Source organism: Paraburkholderia sp. BR14312 (assembly GCF_040948675.1).
GTDB classification, from domain to species: Bacteria; Pseudomonadota; Gammaproteobacteria; order Burkholderiales; family Burkholderiaceae; genus Paraburkholderia; species Paraburkholderia nodosa_A.
Genome location: NZ_JBFPKI010000008.1, coordinates 99,335 through 115,462, shown reverse-complemented (window position 1 = coordinate 115,462; position 16,128 = coordinate 99,335). Strand labels below are relative to the sequence as shown.

Here is a 16,128-nt window from a genome sequence, read left to right as displayed (position 1 = left end):
CGATCTGCGATCCGAACCAGGAGACTGCCATGACCGCCAGCGCGCCGCCTACCCCACCCTCATCGTCTTCGTCAGGCTCCGGCGAAGACGGCGGCGAGCTCGATCCGCGTTTCGTCGAGTTCGCGCGCCAGGTATTCGACACCGCGCGCCGCGGCGAATCCAACACGCTCGCCACGCTCATCGAACAGGGCCTGCCGCCGAATCTGCGCAACGAAAAAGGCGACAGCCTCGTGATGCTCGCGAGCTATCACGGCCACGCCGCCGCCGTGCGCACGCTCGTGCAGCACGGCGCCGACCCCAACCTGCGCAACGACAACGGGCAAACGCCGATCGCGGGCGCGGCCTTCAAGGGCTTTGCCGACGTGATCAGCGCCCTGCTGGAAAACGGCGCCGACGTGGAAGGTGCCTCTCCCGACGGCCGCACGGCGCTGATGATCGCCGCCATGTTCAACCGCTCCGATATCGTCGACCTGCTGCTCGCGCGCGGCGCGAACCCGGCGGCGCACGACGCCGCGGGCAACACCGCGCTCGACGTGGCGAACGCGATGGGCGCGGTGGACGCGGCCACCCTGCTCGCCGGGAAAGCCGGCGGCAAAAGCGCGTGAAAAGAACGCGTGAATCATGGGGCGCGATGGGCAGGCACGCGAAACGCTGCAAAGCGCATAACGGCACGCAGCGCCCTGGTGTCACTCCTGGTTTGCATACAACGCGCCGCCAGGCGACGCTATCCATGTAACACCCGTGCGTGCAGCGCCAGTGCGGGGCAGGCGATTTTCCACGAGCCGTGATATCGTTTTGTCATCGGATTCGAAGTCTGCACGCACCCGTCAATCGAACTCTGTTACTTTCGCGAGCGTCGCCATGAGTGATGTACGCCACCATCTGAGTCCGCGCGATCGCGTGGAGCTGCTCTGCTGGCTCACCTGCGGGAGCCTCGGGGCCTACTATCTCAACGAATCCTGGCCCAATGCGGCCTTTCACGTCCAGGCGGCGCACAAGTGGCTCGACCGTCACGCGCGCGAGGCCGACTGGCTCGCGATCGCGCGCCTCGCCGCCATGGCGCAGGATATCGCGCAGCAGCACGCGTGGTTCGTGGACGCGGTCTGGGCGCGCGACGCCGTCGAGGAAATTCTCGACACCGACGACCTGAACTACCAGGCCAAGCTCGTCCTGCAAGTGCTCAAGGACTGCGAACGAGCGCTCGCCGACCGTCGCCCCGCCGACTAGGGATCAAACCGGAACTCCATAAGCGGGGTTCCCCACACAGGCCACGCGTTTCTCCATCAAATGATGGACGCGTGGTGGTTATCCTCAGAACATACTCCCGCTTGCAGCGTCGGCCCTTTCCCCTTCGCCGGCCGCTCGCCCACGCGGGAGAACCCAAATGACTCGCCCCCTCGCCCCGATATTCGCCGCCGCGCTCTTCGCGTTGGCGTCGGCGAGCCCCGCTGCGCTCGCGCAAACCAGCGGCCACGCAACCGCCGTCAACGCCGCCCGACCCATCCAGCTGCAAAAAGTCGCGAAGCCGGCGTCCAAAGCCCCGCAAACCGCCAAAGCCACCAAGCCCGCTCCGCAATCGCTGCGCTGGCTGATGTCTGAATCTCCATGAAACGAACCGGCGCGCCCGCGCCGGGTTCGCGCTTCGCCACCCCGCCTCGAAGCGCAGCCGTCGCGGCTCAGGACTGCGACGGCTTCGCGCTGTCTGCCGCCGGCGGCGGCGCTGCCGGCGTCCAGCCATAGCCGAGCGCCTTGTACAGGCTCACGATCTGCGCGAGTTCCTGGTCCTGCAGCGACGACTGCTGCAACTGCGCGTTGAAGAGACTGCGCTCGGCGTCTAGCACCTCCAGATAGCTCGTATAGCCGCCTTCATACAGATCGCGCGCGACTGATGTGTATTCCGTGAGCGCGGCCACCTGGCGCGTCGTCGAATCCAGTTGATCGCGTGTGCGCGCGACGCCCACGAGCGCATTTTCGACATCGGCGAACGCCTGCTGGATCGTCTGCTCGTAAGTGAAAAGCGCTTCCTGCTGCACGGCTTCGGCCTGATGCACGCCACCCGCGATCGCACCGCCCTCGAAAATCGGCTGCGTGACCGCGCCCGCGAATGACCAAACGCGCGCGGGGCCAGTCCAGAGCCCCGAAAGCGCCGTGCTCGCGGCGCCGAACAGTCCCGTGAGCGAAATCTGCGGGAAATACAACGCACGCGCTGCGCCGATCGATGCATTCGCCGAAATGAGCGTTTGTTCGGCCTGCAGAATATCGGGCCGGCGCTCCAGCAGCGTCGACGGCAGGCCGGCGGGAATGGCGGGCGCCGTGAGCTCGGTGATCGACTTGCCGCGCGCAATCGGCCCCGGATTCTGCCCCAGCAGCAGCGAGATGGCGTCTTCCTGCGTTGCGATCTGCTGCTGGATCGAGTACACGGAGGTCTGCGCCGATTGGTACTCCGACTGCGCCTGGCTCACCTGCAACCGCGAAACGACACCGCCCGCATAACGCTCGTTGAAGAGATCGAGCGCGCCCTTGCGGCTTTCGAGCGTGTCCTGCGCGATGACGAGCTGATTGTCGAAGTCGCGCAGCTGCAGATACGACGTGGCCACGTTCGCGATGATGGCGATGCGCGTGGCCTGCTGCGCAGACTGCGTACTCAGATAATCGGCACGCGCGGCTTCGGTGAGCCTGCGCAAGTGGCCGAATAAATCGAGTTCCCAGGATACCGTGCCGTTCAGCTCCACCTGGTTGCCGACCACAGGCGGGAAGCCGGGCGCCGGCACACCACGGCTACGCGACGCACCGAAGTTCGCCGAAACCTGCGGGAACAGGCCCGCGCGCGTCACGACGTAGCGTCCGTAGAACTCCTCGACGCGTGCCGCAGCAATCCGCAGATCCTTATTCTGCGTAAGCGCCCTGGCGACGAGGTCGTTGAGCACCGGGTCGTTGAACTGCGTCCACCAGTCGAGCGTCGTATCGACGGCTTCCGCCTGCGGCGAGGCGTAGCGAAACGTCGACGGCGTCTCCACCGCCGGACGATGATAGTCGGGCCCGACCGCGCAGGCGCCAAGGCAAGCCGTCGCGATGGCGAGCCCAAGCGGACGCAGCGCGCGATTCGTCAAATTCGAACGGGTCTTCATCGCTCAGCCCTCCTGCGAAGGCGGCGCCACGGGGGGCGTGCCGGGATGCGGCGCGGCGTTCGCTTTCTTGCGCGACGAGAGCGTTTCGAGTCCCCAGAAGAACATCGGAATGAAGAAGAGCGCGATCACTGTGGCGCCGAGCATGCCCGCGATCACGCCGGTGCCGAGCGAGCGCCGGCTCGCGGCCGATGCGCCGCTGGCGATGGCGAGCGGCACGCATCCGAGGATGAACGCGAGCGAAGTCATGATGATCGGCCGCAGACGCAGCTTGGCGGCGTGCAGCGCGGCGGCGTACGGCGACATGTTCTCTTTCTCGCGCATTTCAACGGCGAACTCGAAGATCAGGATGGCGTTCTTCGCCGCGAGCGCGATCAGCACCGTCAAGCCGATCTGGAAGTACACGTCGTTCTCCATGCCGCGCAACAAGATGCCCACTAATGCCCCGAAGATCGCGAACGGCACGGCCAGCAGCACGCCGACCGGCAGCGACCACTTCTCGTACTGCGCCGCGAGAATGAGGAACACCATCAGCAGTGCGAAGCCGAACACGAGCGCGGCCGTCGAGCCGGCCTTCTTCTCTTCGTACGCCTGGCCGCTCCATTCAAAGCTGTAGCCTTCGCCCAGCACTTCGTTGGCAATCTGCTCCATCGCCGCGATCGCCTCGCCCGAGCTGTGGCCCGGCGCCGCGTCGCCGGTGATCTTCGCCGCCGGAAAGTTGTTGAAGCGGTTGACGATGTCAGGCCCGGGCACGAAACGCGATGTCGTCACGGCCTTGATCGGCACCATGTCGTTGTTGCGGTTGCGCACATAGAGCTGCTGGATATCGTCCGGGCTCAAGCGGTATTGCGGCTCGGCCTGGATGATCACCTGGAAGAGACGACTGCCCTTCGGGAACTGGCTCACGTACAAGGAACCGAACATCGTCTGGAGTGCAGAATAGATGTCCTGAACCGGAACGCCGAGCGTTTCCGCCCGCTCCCGGTCCACTTCCACGAGCAATTGGCGCGAATTCGTGTTGATGGTCGAATTCACGCCGCGCAGCGCCGGATTCTGGCGTGCCTTCGCAATCACCTGGCGCACCTTTTCTTCGAGCTGCTGATAGCTGCCGTCGCCGGTGCTCTGCAGCCAGAACTCGAAGCCGCCCGTTGTGCCGAGGCCTGGAATCGACGGTGGATTGAGCGGTACGACCACGCCGTCCTTGAACGTGGAGAACGCCTTGGTGGCATCGCGGATCAAGTCCTGCGCAGAGCCGTTTTCGCCTCGATCCTTGAAGCCCTTGAGCGTCACGAACAGCGTGCCCGCGTTCGACTTGTACTGCGAGTCGATCAGGCTGTAGCCGATCGGCGCCGCCACCGAACGCACGGCAGGCTGTTTCGCGAACCAGTCCTCCGCCTTTTTCGACAGGTCGCCGGTGCGGTCCAGACTCGCCGCGTCGGGCATCACGACCGCGCCGAACAGATAGCCCTGATCCTCCACGGGCAGGAACGACGATGGAATATGTTTGAACAGGCCGACGGTCGCGATCAGCATCACGACGATCAGGCCGATGGAGAGGATCACGCGGCGTATCGCGGTCTGCACCCAGCTGCCATAGCCCTCGGTCAGGCGCTCGAACTTCTCGTTGAACCAGCGGAAAAAGCGGTTCTTCTTGTGCTCGCCCGGCTTGAGCAGGATGGCCGCGAGCGCGGGCGACAGCGTGAGCGCGACGATACCCGAAAGCACCACCGAGACCGCGATCGTCACCGCGAACTGCTTGTAGAGCTGCCCCGTGATGCCCGAGAGGAACGCCACCGGTATGAACACCGCGAGCAGCACCAGGACGATCGCCACCACCGGGCCGCTCACTTCGTCCATCGCGCGCTTGGCCGCTTCCTTTGGAGGCAGCTTGAATTCGGTCATGTTGCGCTCGACGTTTTCGATTACCACGATCGCGTCGTCCACCACGATACCGATGGCCAGCACCATGCCGAACAACGTGAGCATGTTGATCGAGAAGCCGAACGCCTCCATGCCGATGAACGCGCCGATGATCGACACGGGCACCGCGAGCAGCGGCACGAGCGTCGCCCGGAAACTTTGCAGGAAGATGTACACCACGATGATCACGAGAATCACCGCATCGCGCAGCGTATGGACCACCTCGTTGATGGATTCATGCACGAACTCGGTCGTATCGAGCGCGATTTCATACTTGAGGCCAGGCGGAAAGCTCTTGTTCAGCTGTTCGAGTGTCTGACGCACCTGCTTGGCCACCTGCAGCGCATTCGCGCCCGGCTGCTGATACACGGCGAGCAGTGTGGCCGTCTTGCCGTTGTAGCGGCCGCGCAGCGAATAGTCCTTGGCGCCCAGATCCGCGTGGCCGATGTCCTTGAGGCGCACGATCGCCGCATCGCCCGATGCCGCGCGCAGGATGATGTTGTCGAAATCGGCGGGCTCCGTGAGGCGGCCCTTCGTCGTCACCGGGAACGTCTGGTTCACGGGCTTGCTGGTCGGCGCCTGGCCAAGGCGCCCCGCAGAGAACTGCTGGTTCTGCTGCGCAATCGCGTTCTGCACGTCGGCTACCGTAATGCCGAGCTTGGCCATGCGGTCGGGCTTGAGCCACACGCGCATCGCATAGTCAGCAGAACCGAAGATCGACGCCTGGTTCGCGCCCGGAATACGCTTGAGCGCGTCGAGCACGTAGACGTTCGCGTAGTTCGCCACATAAGACGCATCGTAGGCGTTATCGGGCGAATAGATCGCGATCACCATCATGAACGCCGACGAGCGCTTCTGCACCGACACGCCTTGCGCGGTCACCGAGTCGGGCAGGAAAGGCAGCGCGAGGTTCACGCGGTTTTGCACGTCCACCTGGGCGAGCGACGGATCGGTGCCGATATTGAAGTACACCGTGAGCGTCATGTTGCCCGTCGAGGAACTCGACGAGTTCATGTACATCATGTTGTCCGCGCCGTTCACCTGCTGTTCGATCGGCGCGGCCACGTTCTGCGCGACGATGTCGGCGCTCGCGCCCGGATACGTGGCGCTCACCGTGATGGTAGGCGGCGCGATGTCGGGAAACTGCGCGATCGGCAGGTTGAACATCGACACCAGACCGGCGACGACGAGCACGATCGAGAGGACCGACGCGAATATTGGCCGGTCAATAAAGAAGTGGGAGAACTTCATCGTTCAGCCTCCCGCGGCGGGCGAGAACGTGACGTCCACGCGGCGGGATTTGTCGGGCGGATCGTTGGCGACGATCCGCGCCGGTTTGCGCATCTCGATGCGCTCGGTTTTCACGCCGGCCACGACCAACGCGGCACGCACCGTCCCTGCGCGGGCGGCGGCGAGACGCTCATTCGCGGCTTGCGAGCCGCTCGAATCGGTGTAGCCGGAAATCACCACGCGCATGCCCGGCTCCGCGACGAGACGGCGCGCCACGGCTGCGAGTGCGTCGGCGGACTGGGCGTCGAGGCTCGAACTGCCCGACGCGAAGTAAAGCGCGGTGTGTTCGCCCAGCACGTCGGCAGCGCCGGATGCGGCGGCCGGTTGAGCGGCGCTCGTGCCAGCGTTGGCTTGAGCGTTGGTATTCGCGTTCGCAGCCGCCGGGCCCGAAGCTCCGGCCGCGCCCGCCTGCGCCCCGCCGCCTGCACCGGCGTCGGGCCCGCCAATATTGACGGTTGCGGGCGGCGTCGCCACGAGGTTCGACTTGACCGGCGCACCGGGCATGAGCCGCAGCGTATTGTCGATGACGACATGATCGCCCGGATGCAAACCCGACTTGATCACCCAGTCGTTGCCGTTCCACTCACCCGTTTCGACCACGCGCTGCTGCGCCTTGCCGTCCTTGTCGACGGTCCACACATACGCGCCGCGCGGCCCCTGCTGCACCGCCGCCTGCGGCACCGCCACCGCGGAAGTCCGCAGCGCGCCCAGCAGCTTGATACGCACGAACTGACCGGGCCGCAGCGACCCCGTGGGGTTTGGCATGGCGGCGCGAATCAGGTAGGTGCCGGTTTCCGAGCTGAGCGAGGCATCGGTAAACGCGATGTGGCCGCGTTCGGGATAGATGCTGCCGTCGGCGAGCACGATTACCGCTTCGAGCTTGCCGACGGGCGGCAGCTTGAGCGTGCCGTTCTGCGTCTGCGTGCGCAGATCGAGCATCTCGTTCTCGGAGAGCGAGAAGTTGATCCACATGGGATCGAGCTTCGCCACATAGGTGAGCAGGCTGTTGCTCGCATCGATATACGAACCGTCCTGCTTCTTTGCGAAGCTCGAAAGACCGGTGACTGGCGCAACGATCTTCGTATAGCCGAGATTGAGCGTCGCGCTGATGACATTCGCCCGCGCGCCTTCGACCGCGGCGGCGGCCGCCTGCTCCTGGCCGACCGAGTCGTCGAGATCCTTCTGGCTCAACGCGTTCTTCGCGGCGAGCGGACGCACGCGATTGAGGTTGGCCTGCGCGGTGACGAGCCGCGCCTTCTGCTGCGCAAGCTCGGCCTGCGCGGCATCGAGCGCGGCCTCGAAGGGTTTGCGGTCCATGACGAACATCACGTCGCCCGCGTGGACCAGCGAGCCTTCCGTATACACGCGCTTTTCGAGGAAGCCGTTCACTCGCGCGCGAATTTCGACCTGTTGCGAGCTTTCTGTCTGCCCTACGTATTCGAAGACCACCGGCACGTCGCGCAGCGCAACATTGATCACGTCGACGTTTGCGGCAGGTCGTGTTTCAGCAGCAGGTTTATTGTCATGACATGCAACGACGCTTACCAGCAATCCCAGCGACAGGCACAAGCTGGCCACCCGAAATCCGTGAGTCATGCTGTTCTCCGTTGTTATCGACGATCTGCGCTGGACCGACGAACCCCAAATCAGGCGCGCGCGGGCGATCGAATCGAACCAAATCGCCAAACTGACTTTGGTGCTCGAGCGAATACTACTGTTTTTCGGGAGAACGCAGGATCAGGACGGCCAAAAAGTCGCACTCGATGAAAAGACCGGCACTCGCGGAGCAATAGTGGCCGGATTCATTTCGAAATCCGAAATGACGGAATCGTTCGCTAACGTTCGCGTGAAAATGCGCAACGCTTGCGTAGGAACAAAGGGAGAGCGCGGAAAGCGGAGATTGCGGACGCACGGAACGTGCGTCGCGTGGAGGGCGGGCGGGAGAACATCAAGGCATGTCGCAGCCGTCGCAGCAGCGGTTGCGACACGCGCTGCGAATCAGGCGGCGCGATCGAGCCGGCGCACCGAGCCGAACTCCGCACACGAAAGCGTGCGCATCAGCAGCGCCATGGCCTCGGCGACACGGCGGCGATCGAGTTCGACGTGCAGACAAGCGAGATCGCTGCGGCGATCGATATCGATTGTATGCACGCCGAGCGCGCTGCCAACCAGACCATGCAGCGTGCAACGAGCGAGTTGCGCTTCACGCGTGGGCACGCGCACGACCAGTTGCACTGTCGTGCGATGGGTTGCCGGGTGAAGGGGCTTGCCCGGATTGTGCAGCGAGAGAACGGGCCGCGGCGCGGCGGCGGAGCGGGAACCGCGGGAATTCGGGCCCTGCGAGACGATAGACGGCATACGTGTTGTGCGCACGCCGTCGTTCGGGGCGGCGCGCTCGAGTTGAACACGAACCGATTCTAGGCAGCGCCGCGTAAAAGTCGGGTAAACAAACACTGCGCGGCCGCTAAAAGTGCGTAGCGGCAGAAGAGAGAAGCGTTAATCGAGCGGACGACCCGCCGGCTCGCGAATGAGCGGCAGCGCGAGCAGCGAGACCGCGCCGCAGCCGATCAGATACCAGGCGGGCGCGAGCGGATTGTCGAGCAGCTTGATGAGCCAGGTCGCGAAGAACTGCGCGAAGCCGCCGAAGATCGAAACGCCCACGCAATACACCACCGACATGCCCGTCACGCGAATCGACTGAGGAAAGAGTTCGGGCAGCATCACGATATTGGGGACCGCCGTGAACGCGACGATCGCGCCCAGCACGGCCACGACCGCGAGCACGGTTGGGATGGTCGGCATGGCGTGAATGACCATGAAGGCCGGATAGATCACCGCGATCAGCAGCACGCGCGAAACACCCATCACCCACTTGCGGCCCAGGCGGTCGGAGAGCGAGCCGGCGAACGGCGAGCAGACTGCCGTGACGAGCGCCGCGACGAGGGCCGCGCTCATGCCGACCGACATCGGCAGGCCGAGAATCTTGATCGCATAGGTCGACATGTAAAACAGCACGATGTAGTTCGCCGCCGTGCCGCCGATGGTCGTGACGACACCCGCCACGAGCGCCGTGCGATGACGCCCGAAAATCTCGCGCAGCGGCCGCGCCACGTCGGCCACGGGTTCGGCGTCTTCGACTTCGACGGGGTTCGCGAGCGTTTCGTCGAGATGACGGCGGATATATACGCCCACCGGCACGACGAGCATGCCGATCACGAACGGCACGCGCCAGCCCCAGCTTTCGAGCGCGGCCTGCGAGAGCATGGTGGACAGCGCAACGCCGATGAGCGCGCCGCACACCGTGTTCAGGCCCTGGCTCACGAATTGCCAGCTGCCGTAAAAACCGCGCGAACGGTCGTCGGCGTATTCGAGCAGGAGTGATGTCGAGGCGCCCACTTCGCCGCCCACCGCGAAGCCTTGCACGAGACGCGCGAGCAGGATCAGTGCGGGCGCCGCGAGCCCGATCTGCGCATAAGTGGGCGCGAACGCGATGAGCGCCGAGCCGAGCGCCATGAGCCAGAGCGTGAGCGTCATGGCGGCCTTGCGGCCGACGCGGTCCGCAAACGCACCGATCACGATGCCGCCGATCGGACGCACGACGAAACCCACGCCAAAGCTGCCCACGGCGAGCATCAACTGGTTCAGCGAGCCGTGCACCGGGAAGTACAGCGAGCCGATGATCGACGCAAAGAAGCTGTAGACCGTGAAGTCGAAGAACTCGAGCCCGTTGCCGAGCGTGATCGCGAAGATGGCCTTCGCGCGCGAGCGGCGCGTGGAAGCCGGGGCGGCAGCGGCCGGCGCCTGAATCGACGTGGCGTTCATCGGGTGTCTCCTCGTGTGTCTCGTGTCTCGTATCGTGGTGCGTTTACCCGCCGGCTTTGGGCTTCAGCCGCGCAGGAAGCGTTCGGCGAGCTGCACCCAGTATGCCGCGCCGGTGGCGAGGCAATCGTCGTTGAAGTCGTAGCCGGGGTTGTGCACCATGCAGCCGCCCTCCCCGTCGCCGTTGCCGATGATGAGATAGCTGCCCGCGCAGCGCTCGAGCAGGAACGAGAAGTCCTCGCTGCCGGTGAGCGGCGCCATGTCGTGGATGAGGCCGTCTTCGCCGAGCCAGTCGCGCGCCACATCCTGCGCGAACGCCGTCATCGCCGCGTCGTTCACGAGCACCGGGTAGCGGCGCTGATAGTCGATGCGCGCCGTCGCGCCGTAGGCGCTTGCCTGCGCATGCACGAGCGACGTGATGCGCTCCTGCAGCAAGTCACGCACTTCGGGGCGCAGCGCGCGCACCGAGAGGCGCATCTGCGCGGTTTGCGGAATCACGTTGGGCGCGTCGCCCGAATGGATCGCGCCCACGGTGACGATCGCCATGTCGAGCGGCGGCACGTTGCGCGACACGATGGTCTGCAGCGCGAGCACGACGTTGGCGCACACCACCACCGGGTCGATCGCCTTATGCGGCACCGCGCCATGACCGCCGCGCCCGTCGATGTCGATGATGACCGTGTCCGATGAGGCCATGAACGGCCCCGCGCGAAAGCCGAGCTTGCCCGTGGGGAAGCCCGGCATGTTGTGCATGGCGAACACGGCGTCGCAGGGAAAACGTTCGAGAAGGCCTTCGTCGAGCATACGCTTCGCGCCGCCCAGGCCTTCTTCGGCGGGCTGGAAAATGAGGTGCAGCGTGCCGCTGAAGTTGCGCGACTGCGCGAGATGTTTCGCCGCTGCGAGCAGCATGGCCGTGTGACCGTCGTGGCCGCACGCGTGCATTTTGCCCGGAATGCGGCTCGCGTAATCGAGGCCGGTGTTTTCGTGGATGGGGAGCGCGTCCATGTCGGCGCGCAGACCGAGGCGCTGAGTGCCTTCGCCCACCTTGAGCGTGCCCACGACACCGGTGCCGCCCAGCCCGCGGTGCACCTCGTAGCCCCACTCGGTGAGGCGCTGCGCGACGAGGTCGCTCGTGACGAATTCTTCGAAGCCCAGTTCGGGATGCGCGTGGATCTCGTGGCGCAGCGCGATCATCTCCTCTTCGATCGCGGCGATTGCGGCCGGGATAGCCATCGTGTTCATACGAATTCCCTCCAGGGCGAGCGTGAGTGTGAATTCGCTTGAGAATAATGACGTCTCCTTTTGGCCGACAGCCCTAAAATAGTTGGCCCGCCAACCAGAAGTGCGCACTCGGGTTATCCCTATGAAGTTTCATCAGTTCCGCGCGCTCGTCGCCATGGCCGATACCGGCAGCATTCGTGCGGCCGCGCGTGCGCTTGGCATCTCGCCGGCGGCGGCAACGAAAGCGGTACGCGAGCTCGAAGCCGAGCAGCAAATCGCGCTCGTCACGCGCAATGCGAACGGCATCGCCTTCACGGAGGCGGGACAGGCGCTGCTCGTTCATGCGCGGCTGGTCGTGCACCAGATGTCGCGCGCCCAGGACGAACTCGATGCGCGGCGCGGGCGCGGCGGCGGCAAGCTCGCGATCGGGGTGACGCCGTGGCTTGCCCTGTCCTTTTTGCCCGACGCCGTCACGCTGTTTCGCGAGCGCATGCCCGGCATGCAGCTTGAGTTCTACGAGGGCCTGCTCAATATCGTGATGCCGCGGCTGCGCGACGGGTCGCTCGACTTTTCGCTAGGCAAGCCCGGGCCCGCTTCGCTGCATGCGGAATTTACGCAGACGCCGATCTTCGCCACGGAGTCGGCCGTGGTGGTACGCAAGGACCATCCGCTCTCGCATGCGCAATCGCTGAAAGAACTTCAGGATTGCGAATGGTTGCTCAACTGGGACCCGGCCAGCAAGGAGATGATCGCCGACGATGTTTTCCTGCGTCACGGTCTCCCGATGCCGAACAACGTGCATTTAGCGCACTCGTTCGTGGTGGCGATGGGGCTTATCATGAACACGGATATGGTGAGTATTTTTCCGTGGCCGTTGGTGGAAACGCGGTTTGCGCGTGACAATTTGCGTGCGCTCGCGCTTCAGGAGGAAGTGGATCGCACGGTGGTGAGCGTGGTTGCCCGGCGTGGTGTGCCGCTTTCTGCTGCGGCTGAGTGCTTTCTAGAGTGCCTCAAGGAGGCGATTCATGCTGGTGAGGCTTCTGCTAATCCTGAGCGTAGGCGGCTTTATCACTCGCTTGAGTTGCTGATTTGATTGGCCGCTTTTTTTGTCTTTTGTTCTGGGTTCTTTGGCCTTTCCTTGTTTTCGCGTCGGTATGCAGGCGTTGCCCCTGTGCGGGGCGGCACCTACTTTCTTTGCGGCGGCAAAGAAAGTAGGCAAAGAAAGCCGCTCAAACCGCCTGCGCCTGCCACGGTTCACATCTCGACGTACACGGTGAATGGCTCCGGAGCGTCCGCCATCTCGCACCTTCAAAGTTAGTGACAAGGCGCTCTTCCTTCCGGCGGCGCTACGCGCGCCGAAGGGCATAACCTAAAACCATTGGTACGCGTGCATTCTCGCGAATGCTCACGCGTGCCATCTGGTTTCCCATGCAGACGCGACCGCAGCGCGCGTAGCGAGCAGCGGGATGAATGACTGCCTTGTCACTAAGTTGGGTGGTGCGAGGTGACAGACGCTCCGGAGCCATTCACCATGTACGTCGAGATGTGAACTGTGGCAGGCATTAGCGGTTTGAGCGGCTTTCTTTGCCTACTTTCTTTGCCGCCGCAAAGAAAGTAGGTGCCGCCCCGCACAGGGGCAACGCCTGCATACCGCCACGAAAACAAGGAAAGGCCAAAGCCGCAAAAAAAACTCAGAACGAAGTCCCAATCTGAAACTGAAACTTCTGATACTGATCACCGGCGTGCCTGACGATCGGGAACCCCAGATCAAGCTTGAGCGGCCCGATCGGCGAGATCCATTCGAGCCCCGCGCCATAGCTGTAACGCAAGCCGTTCGCCCCGGTGCTGCTGCCTTCGGTACCCCACACATTACCGCCATCCACGAAAGTGAATACACGCAGCGTGCGGTCATACCCCGTGCCCGGCAGCGGAAACGTCAACTCGATATTCCCCACCACCATCTTCGATCCGCCGATAGGATCGTTCGTCGTGGTGTCGCGCGGCCCGAGCGAGCCCGACTCATAGCCGCGCACCGAACCGATACCGCCCGCGTAGTAGTTCTTGAAGATCGGATACGGCTTGCCACCCAAACCATTGCCGTAGCCACCCTGGAAGTTCAACCCCAGCACGAAGCCGCGCGCAAATGAGTAGTAATACTGCATTTGCGCATCGCCCTTGTAGTACTGCGTGCCCGCCGGCGTGCCGTATTCGGCATTGGCCTGCGCGTAGTAGCCGCGGCTCGGCACCAGCGCGCTGTCGCGGTTGTCGCGCGACCAGCCCACGGTAAGCGGCACCGTGTTCGAGACGCGGCCAAAATCGTTCACGTAGTCCTTATAGGTCTGCGGCGTGTTGGCATCGACATCGAGGCGGTCCTGCTCGACGCCGAGGCCGAAATACACCATGTCGGTCTCGGAGAACGGAATGCCGAACTTCATGTCCGCTCCATAGGAAATGATGCGAAAGCTCGTGTCGTTCGTGCTCGAGTAGTAAAGCGGCTCGGTCGTGCGGTAGTAGACGTCAGTAATGCGTTTGATGCCGTCCACGGTGAAATACGGATCGACCTGCGTGACCGAGAGCGTACGGTATGTCGTGGCCGTATTCACGTTTAGCGAGAGGCTGTTGCCCGAGCCGAACACATTGTCCTGCGAAATGCCCGCCGAGATGATCGGCCCTTCGCCCGAACCATAGCCGAGGCCCAGCGAAAGCGTGCCGGTGGGCTTCTCGGTCACTTTCACGTTCACGTCCACCTCGTCCGGCGTGCCTTCCACCGGCACCGTGGTCACGTCCACGTCGGTGAAGTAGCCAAGGCGGTTGACGCGGTCCTTCGAGAGCGCGAGACGGTTCGAATCGAACCACGAGCTTTCGAGCTGGCGCATTTCGCGGCGCACGACTTCGTCGCGCGTGCGTGTGTTGCCGGTGACGTTCACGCGCCGCACGTACACGCGTCGGCTCGGATCGACCTGCAGCGTGAGCGCAACCGTGTGGTCCTTCTGGTCGATTTCCGGCAGCGCGTTCACGGTCGCGAACGCGTAGCCGTATTCGCCGAGCTTGTCGACGATCGCCTTGGTCGTGTCCTTGAGCTTTTGCGCCGAAAAGCGCTGCCCCGGCTTGACGCCCACGAGCTTCTTCAACTCGGCCTCGCGGTCGAGCAGATTGCCGGCCATCTTGACGCTCGAGATCGTATAGGGCTCACCCTCGTGAATCCCGATCGTCAGGTACATGTCCTTCCTGTCGGGTGACAGCGAAACCTGCGTCGAATCGATATTGAACTCCAGATAGCCACGATCGAGATAGTACGAGCGCACGTTGTCGAGGTCACCCGTGAGCTTTTCCTTCGAGTACAGGTCGTTCTTCGTGTACCACGAGAACCAGTTCGGCGTGGAAAGCTGCATTTCATCGAGCAGCGTGCCGCCGCTGAACGTGTTGTTGCCGATGAAATTGATCTGGCGAATCTTCGCGCTCGGCCCTTCGACCACGGAGAACAGCAGCCCGACGCGATTGCGGTCGATCGGCGTGACCGTCGTCGTGACTTCGGCCGCATAGTAGCCGCGCGTGAGGTACTGGCGCTTGAGCTCCTGCTCCGCCTTGTCGACGAGCGCCTTGTCGTAGCTCTGGCCCGGCGCGAGCCCGACCGACTTGAGCGCCTTCGTCAAGTTATCCTTATCGAATTCCTTGATCCCCGCGAAATCGATCGTGCCGATGGCGGCCCGCTCCTGCACCTGCACGATCACGGTGCCGCCCTGCGTGGAAATGCGCACGTCGCTGAAGAGGCTCGTCGCGTAGAGCGCGCGAATGGCGTCGGAGGCCTTGTCGTCGGTGAAGGGCTCGCCCTGCTTGATCGGCAGATAGGCGAACACGGTGCCCGGCTCGATGCGCGTCAGCCCGTCGATGCGGATGTCCTGGACCACGAAGGGCTCGGTGGCGTGCGCCGCAGCGGTCACGCCGATGCCGAAGCCGGCGAGAGTCAATGCGCGTGCATAGCGCGCCGTGGTAGTTGATGCCGTCATGCGGGAGGTCGAATGTGAAGCCAACGAAGGAGCCGTGAGAGTGCCGAATGCGCCATGACCGGCGCGAGACGCGCGCGGCCGGCATCCACGGATGCGGGGTGTACAACGAGTGCGCCAGGCGAGGCCGGCGCGCCACGCCTATTGCATGCTCGCGCGGCCAGGCAGGCGCATCTTCGCGAGCCCTGTTGCGAGCGAGAGCACCTCAGTCATGTGCACGGCCTGCGCAGGCTGCAGACGGAACGACAGTTCGGCGCCGCCAGGCAGACGAAAACTCACAACGAGATGCTGCACGTCGCCCGACTCACGCCCGACCTCCCAGGCCTCGCAAGGCATGGTGAATTTCACGCTAGCGGTCTTGTGGCGAATGCGCTCGGAGCGGCCAATCGCGTTGGAAAGTGCGGCGAGCAGTTCATGCATCACCGAGCAATGCAGCGCGACGCTATCCGGCTGATTGCCGTTCACCATCAGGTACTGGCCGTCCGCAGTCAGCTCGAAATCGCGCAGGGAATGAATGGCAAGAGCCGGGGACATGTGCGTCGCTCCGTTACGAAAGCATCGGCGGAGTCTAGTGCGCTGGGCGCGGTGTGCGCGTTACCCCTGCATTACAGGGATTACTTTCATCAATATTGCGCTGCGGCCCTGTACGGTCGTTTCGCACGCATCCATTTCCGCGCTACGCCAATACCCTGCGTACATGCAGCGGCTTTCGATCTCCTCTCTCTCGCACACTGTCACGGTCACCTTGA

The 16,128-nt window shown here is 63.9% G+C and carries 12 protein-coding genes and 1 pseudogene; 5 read left to right on the top strand and 8 right to left on the bottom strand.

Annotated features, from left to right (window positions below; genetic code table 11):
- Window positions 1–29 precede the first annotated feature (29 nt).
- From AB3X98_RS23095 to AB3X98_RS23085, 3 genes are all read left to right on the top strand, one after another.
- Window positions 30–605, top strand: coding sequence for an ankyrin repeat domain-containing protein (locus AB3X98_RS23095; RefSeq protein ID WP_368603600.1), 576 nt, complete (start codon window positions 30–32; stop codon window positions 603–605).
- A 256-nt stretch (window positions 606–861) separates the two neighbouring features.
- Window positions 862–1,227: a hypothetical protein gene (locus AB3X98_RS23090; RefSeq protein WP_028205078.1), complete on the top strand. Its 366-nt coding sequence runs from the start codon at window positions 862–864 to the stop codon at window positions 1,225–1,227.
- Between the two features lie 157 nt (window positions 1,228–1,384).
- The gene (locus AB3X98_RS23085; protein WP_368603601.1) at window positions 1,385–1,609 is read left to right on the top strand and encodes a hypothetical protein; all 225 of its coding nucleotides are present in this window, start codon (window positions 1,385–1,387) and stop codon (window positions 1,607–1,609) included.
- 67 nt (window positions 1,610–1,676) lie between these two features.
- Here the strand turns inward: AB3X98_RS23085 and AB3X98_RS23080 are convergent, their stop codons facing one another.
- The 6 genes from AB3X98_RS23080 to AB3X98_RS23055 all read right to left on the bottom strand — a co-directional run bounded on the left by AB3X98_RS23080 (window position 1,677) and on the right by AB3X98_RS23055 (window position 11,396).
- The gene (locus AB3X98_RS23080) at window positions 1,677–3,128 is read right to left on the bottom strand and encodes an efflux transporter outer membrane subunit (RefSeq protein ID WP_069269305.1); all 1,452 of its coding nucleotides are present in this window, start codon (window positions 3,126–3,128) and stop codon (window positions 1,677–1,679) included.
- 3 nt (window positions 3,129–3,131) lie between these two features.
- A complete protein-coding gene (locus tag AB3X98_RS23075) occupies window positions 3,132–6,296 on the bottom strand; it encodes an efflux RND transporter permease subunit (protein ID WP_368603602.1) in 3,165 nt (1,054 codons plus the stop codon).
- A gap of 3 nt (window positions 6,297–6,299) precedes the next feature.
- Window positions 6,300–7,814, bottom strand: a complete 1,515-nt coding sequence (locus tag AB3X98_RS23070) for an efflux RND transporter periplasmic adaptor subunit (protein ID WP_368603603.1) — start codon at window positions 7,812–7,814, stop codon at window positions 6,300–6,302.
- Between the two features lie 519 nt (window positions 7,815–8,333).
- Window positions 8,334–8,693 (bottom strand): hypothetical protein, encoded by a 360-nt coding sequence (locus tag AB3X98_RS23065; protein ID WP_368610322.1) that lies wholly within the window; start codon window positions 8,691–8,693, stop codon window positions 8,334–8,336.
- A 138-nt stretch (window positions 8,694–8,831) separates the two neighbouring features.
- Complete coding sequence (locus AB3X98_RS23060; protein ID WP_069269307.1) at window positions 8,832–10,157, bottom strand: MFS transporter; 1,326 nt, start codon at window positions 10,155–10,157, stop codon at window positions 8,832–8,834.
- Window positions 10,158–10,220: 63 nt separating this feature from the next.
- Window positions 10,221–11,396, bottom strand: a complete 1,176-nt coding sequence (locus tag AB3X98_RS23055) for a M20 aminoacylase family protein (protein ID WP_368603605.1) — start codon at window positions 11,394–11,396, stop codon at window positions 10,221–10,223.
- A gap of 121 nt (window positions 11,397–11,517) precedes the next feature.
- Here AB3X98_RS23055 and AB3X98_RS23050 point away from each other — a divergent pair.
- Both AB3X98_RS23050 and AB3X98_RS23045 read left to right on the top strand, forming a co-directional pair.
- A pseudogene (locus tag AB3X98_RS23050) lies at window positions 11,518–11,643 on the top strand (LysR family transcriptional regulator); the annotation flags it as partial.
- A gap of 96 nt (window positions 11,644–11,739) precedes the next feature.
- Window positions 11,740–12,468, top strand: a complete 729-nt coding sequence (locus tag AB3X98_RS23045) for a LysR substrate-binding domain-containing protein (RefSeq protein WP_368610331.1) — start codon at window positions 11,740–11,742, stop codon at window positions 12,466–12,468.
- 598 nt (window positions 12,469–13,066) lie between these two features.
- On the opposite strand, the gene bamA is transcribed toward AB3X98_RS23045, so the two are convergent.
- Window positions 13,067–15,382 carry an outer membrane protein assembly factor BamA gene (bamA, locus tag AB3X98_RS23040; protein ID WP_083245500.1) on the bottom strand — a complete coding sequence of 772 codons (2,316 nt, stop codon included), beginning with the start codon at window positions 15,380–15,382 and terminating at the stop codon, window positions 13,067–13,069.
- 138 nt (window positions 15,383–15,520) lie between these two features.
- Window positions 15,521–15,913: a hypothetical protein gene (locus AB3X98_RS23035; protein WP_368603606.1), complete on the bottom strand. Its 393-nt coding sequence runs from the start codon at window positions 15,911–15,913 to the stop codon at window positions 15,521–15,523.
- Window positions 15,914–16,128: the final 215 nt, after the last annotated feature.